Source organism: Stenotrophomonas sp. 05L414_2, assembly GCF_056397905.1.
The window spans coordinates 1-4,260 of record NZ_JBFTOJ010000248.1 but is presented as its reverse complement, the minus strand read 5'-3'; the positions used below and the strand labels follow the sequence as shown (position 1 = coordinate 4,260).

General features: G+C 67.2%; 4 protein-coding genes and 1 pseudogene. 2 read left to right on the top strand and 3 right to left on the bottom strand.

Going from position 1 to position 4,260, the window contains the following annotated elements; translation table 11 throughout:
- On the top strand, positions 1–231 hold a 231-nt coding region (locus AC1DJN_RS20945), incomplete at its 5' end, for a hypothetical protein (protein ID WP_478040072.1).
- 56 nt (positions 232–287) lie between these two features.
- Positions 288–1,433, top strand: coding sequence for a mechanosensitive ion channel family protein (locus tag AC1DJN_RS20940; protein WP_478040070.1), 1,146 nt, complete (start codon positions 288–290; stop codon positions 1,431–1,433).
- A 74-nt stretch (positions 1,434–1,507) separates the two neighbouring features.
- Here the strand turns inward: AC1DJN_RS20940 and AC1DJN_RS20935 are convergent, their stop codons facing one another.
- The 3 genes and pseudogenes from AC1DJN_RS20935 to AC1DJN_RS20925 form a co-directional block, all read right to left on the bottom strand.
- On the bottom strand, positions 1,508–3,130 hold the full coding sequence (locus AC1DJN_RS20935; protein ID WP_032977435.1) for an amidase: 1,623 nt from the start codon (positions 3,128–3,130) through the stop codon (positions 1,508–1,510).
- A 41-nt stretch (positions 3,131–3,171) separates the two neighbouring features.
- Positions 3,172–3,639 (bottom strand): DUF2127 domain-containing protein, encoded by a 468-nt coding sequence (locus AC1DJN_RS20930; RefSeq protein ID WP_025879438.1) that lies wholly within the window; start codon positions 3,637–3,639, stop codon positions 3,172–3,174.
- A gap of 11 nt (positions 3,640–3,650) precedes the next feature.
- Positions 3,651–4,260, bottom strand: a pseudogene (locus AC1DJN_RS20925) (translational GTPase TypA); the annotation flags it as partial.

Below are 4,260 nucleotides of genomic sequence, written 5' to 3'. Positions count from 1 at the left end.
GGGGCAGATGGCGGGGGCGTGAGCGCCATGGATGGCGCGACCGAGCTTACATGGACGTACTTGCAGCGTCCCCCGCCATCTGTCCCCTCCCCGCCATCCCACGAAATGCAGGCTTTTGCTTTTGGTGTTGCTGTTGCTGTTGAGGTTGCCGGCCAGCGGCCGGCACTACCGTGGGTGCAGGGCGCAGCCCTGCCGAACACCCCCGCCTACATTCTGCTTACGAACGACTGACATTGTGCTCATGGTGCATGGGCCACGCTGTAGCTCGGTGTTTACAGCGAGGATGCATGGTGGTCTGGCAACAGCTGCAGCAGTACCTGTGGCCGATCGGCAGCGCCCTGGTGGTTGGCGGCCTGGGGGCTTGGGCCGTACTGGCCCTGTACCGTCGCCTTCGCGGGCGTGACCGGCGCCGTGCGCGCATTGGCCGGGTGATCGGACCGCCGCTGGCTCTTGCACTGCCCGTGCTGTTGCTGGTTCCGGCGCTGCAGACCACGCCATTGCCGGAACACACGCTCGATCAACTGCTGCGCGTGCTGCACATCGCCCTGACTGCCTGCTTCATCTGGTTGCTGGTGCGCGGCGTTGCGGCGGGTGAGCGGGCGATCCTGCGCAGCCACCCGATCGATGTGTCGGACAACCTTGAAGCGCGCCGCATCCAGACCCAGACGCGAGTGCTCAGCCGCGTGCTGATGGGCGGCATCATCGTGCTCGGTGCTTCGCTGGTGCTGCTGACCTTCCCGATGGTGCAGAAGATCGGCACCGCACTGTTGGSGTCGGCGGGCCTGATCGGCCTGGTGGCGGGTATCGCCGCCAAACCGGTGTTCGGCAATCTGATCGCGGGCCTGCAGATTGCGGTGACCCAGCCGATCCGGCTCGATGATGTGGTGATCGTCGAGGGCGAATGGGGGCGCATCGAAGAGATCGGCAGCAGCTACGTGGTGGTGCGCATCTGGGATGAGCGGCGGATGGTGGTGCCGTTGACCTGGTTCATCGAGCACCCGTTCCAGAACTGGACACGACGCAGTGCCGACCTGCTGGGTACGGCCTTTCTGTGGCTGGACTACCGTGCGCCGATCGCGGCGATACGTGCCGAGCTGGAACGCATCTGCCAGGGCCAGCCGCTGTGGGATGGACGGGTGTGCGTGACGCAGGTGACCGAGACCAGCGAGYGCGCGATCCAGGTGCGGCTGCTGGTCAGCGCGCGCAGTTCCGGTGATGCATTCGACCTGCGCTGCCTGGTGCGCGAACGCATGCTGGATTTCCTCGCACGCGAACATCCGCAATCGTTGCCGCAGGTGCGCGCGCGCCTGCAGCGGGACGATGAGCTGGATATGCCGCGGATGCGGCGTGCAGGCAGCGCCGATGTGCGTTCACCCGGTGCGGAGGATGGTGAGGCGGCCATCGCGCCGGCGGAGCCGCGCCCGGAATGGTAGCGCCGGGCCATGCCCGGCGGATTGCAGAGTGCCGCTGCGCTCGCCGGCACGGCCCGGCGCTACCATCCATTGGGTCAGGGGTCGCCGGATTCGATCAAGGTATCGGTATCGAAGTGCGGTGGGCGCCGGGCGCGCGTGCGCTGCTCATACGCGTAGGCCATCTCGATCAACTTCGGCTCGCTCCAGGCCGTGCCCATGAACAACAGCCCCGCAGGCAGGCCATCGATCTGGCCCATCGGCACGCTCAGGCTGGGGTAGCCGGCGACGGCGGCGACGCTGTAGCTCTCGCCGGGGAAGTCATCGCCGGTGCTGCGCAGGGGCCAGGCCACACCGGTCGTCGGTGCGACCAGCGCATCCAGCTTCTGCGATGCCAGCACGGCGTCGATGCCTTCCGGGCCCGCCAGTCGCCGCGCATCGCTGCGCGCGCGGATGTAGACGGGATCGCCCAGGCCTGGAGTCGCCTGGGCTTCCTGCAGCAGCTCCTGGCCGAACAGGCCCAGTTCCTGGCCTTTGTGCGCCTCGTTGAAGGCGATCAGCCCGGCCAGGCTGCGCAGTGGCGCCTGGTAGGTGTTGAGGTAGCGCTCCAGACCCGCCTTGAATTCGTACAGCAGGACGATGCGCTCGGCATCGGCCCAGGCRCCCTGGTTGGGTAATTCCACCGGTACCACCACGGCGCCGGCTCGGCGCAGTTCAGCGACAGCCTGTTCAACCAGCGGTGGCATCCCGCGATATTTCAGCAATGGTGTCTGCAGCAGGCCGATGCGCTTGCCGCGCAGGCCCTGCGGATCCAGCCGTGCGGTGTAGTCGTAGACTGCGCGGCCGGGCATGGTCGCAGTGGCGGGATCGGCGTCATCGCGGCCAGCGATGGCGGTCAGCACGGCGGCGGCGTCGGCGACGCTGCGGGTCATCGGGCCCGCGGTGTCCTGGCTGAAGGAGATCGGGATGATGCCTTCGCGGCTGACCAGGCCGACGGTCGGTTTCAGGCCGACCACGCCGTTGATCGCTGCGGGGCAGACGATGCTGCCATCGGTTTCAGTGCCGATGGCCACGCTGGCCAGGTTGGCGGCCACGGCCACCGCGCTGCCGCTGCTGGAGCCGCAGGGTGAATGACTGAGGCGGTAGGGATTGCGGGTCTGGCCGCCGCGCGCGCTCCAGCCGGAGATGGAGTCGTTGCCGCGGAAGTTGGCCCACTCGCTGAGGTTGGTCTTGCCCAGCACCACTGCGCCCGCTTCGCGCAGGCGGCGGACTAGGTAGGCATCGCCAGGGCGGAAGCCCTGCAGGGCCAGCGAGCCGGCACTGGTGGCCATCGGTGCGGCGTTGATGTTGTCCTTCAGCAGGATCGGGATGCCATGCAGGGGGCCGCGCAGGCGGCCGGCACGGCGCTCCTGGTCGCGCTGTGCGGCTTCCTTGAGGGCATCGGGGTTGAGTTCGATCACCGCGCGCAGGCGTGGCCCGGTGCGGTCCAGGGCGGCGATGCGCTTGAGGTAGGCGCCGGTCAGGGTGACGCTGTCGAGCTCACCGGCGACCATCCGCGCCTGCAGGTCGGAGACTTCGGTCTCGGCGTAGGGGAAAGGCATAGAACTGTTGCCGGGTTCACCGGCATGCGCGGTGGACGCGGCCGGGCTGCAGCCAGCAGCGAGCCCCGCAGGCAACGCGGTGATCAGGAAGGACAGGAGGGGCGGCAAGGACAGGCGCATGGGGCAGCTTCGACGGCTCCGATCCCCAGTGTAGCGGCTGCTCAGCGACGGCGCTTGCGCAGGTCGCGCGCCAGCACGTAGACGACGATCAGGTTGATCGCCAGCACCGTCCACGAGGCCCAGCCGGGATGGCGGACGATCGCGTAGATGTCGAAGGGCAGATAGATGGAGGCGGTCAGGCAGCCCAGCCAGGAAGCCCATGCCTTGGCTTTCCAGAGGCCCCAGGCCTCGACCAGGTGCAGCAGGCCGTAGCCGATCATCGCCGCCGCAGCCAGGTGCACCGCGTCGGGACTGATTGCATTCAACAGCGAGGGCAGGGTGCCGTGATCCGGGTCCAGGCTGAAACGCCGGATCAGGGCATTGACGCCGTCGCGAAGCGGCTGCGGGCCGAGGATTTCCAGCCCGGTGGCCGCCAACAACGCCAGCATCGCCTTGCTCGCTTCGAGCAAGGCGATGACATGGAGGCCCGGATGCCGGTGTGGATCCGGGTTGTAGCCGTTCTGGCTCACGGTTCGCTGGATCAGCCGCCGCGCGAGTTCTTCTTGCGGTCGCTTTCGGTCAGGAACTTCTTGCGCAGACGGATCTCCTTCGGGGTGATCTCGACCAGCTCGTCGTCTTCGATGAAGTCCAGGGCCTGTTCCAGCGAGTACTTGATCGCCGGGGTCAGCTGGATCGCATCGTCCTTGCCCGAAGCGCGCATGTTGGTCAGCGGCTTGGTCTTGATCGCGTTGACGGTCAGGTCGTTGTCCTTGGAGTGGATGCCGACCAGCTGACCTTCATACACGTTGTCGCCTTCAGCAGCGAACAGCTTGCCGCGTTCCTGCAGCGGGCCCAGCGAGTACGCGGGGGTGGTGCCCGGCGCATTGGCGATCATCACACCGTTGATGCGCTTGGCGATGGCGCCCTGTTCCTTCGGACCGTAATGGTCGAACACGTGGAACAGCAGGCCCGAGCCCTGGGTGAGGGTCTTGAACTCGTTCTGGAAGCCGATCAGGCCACGGGCCGGGATCTGGTATTCCAGGCGGACACGGCCCTTGCCGTCCGATTCCATGTTCTTCAGCTGGCCCTTGCGGGTGCCCAGCTTTTCCATCACGCCGCCCTGGTGGACTTCTTCGATGTCCACCACCAGC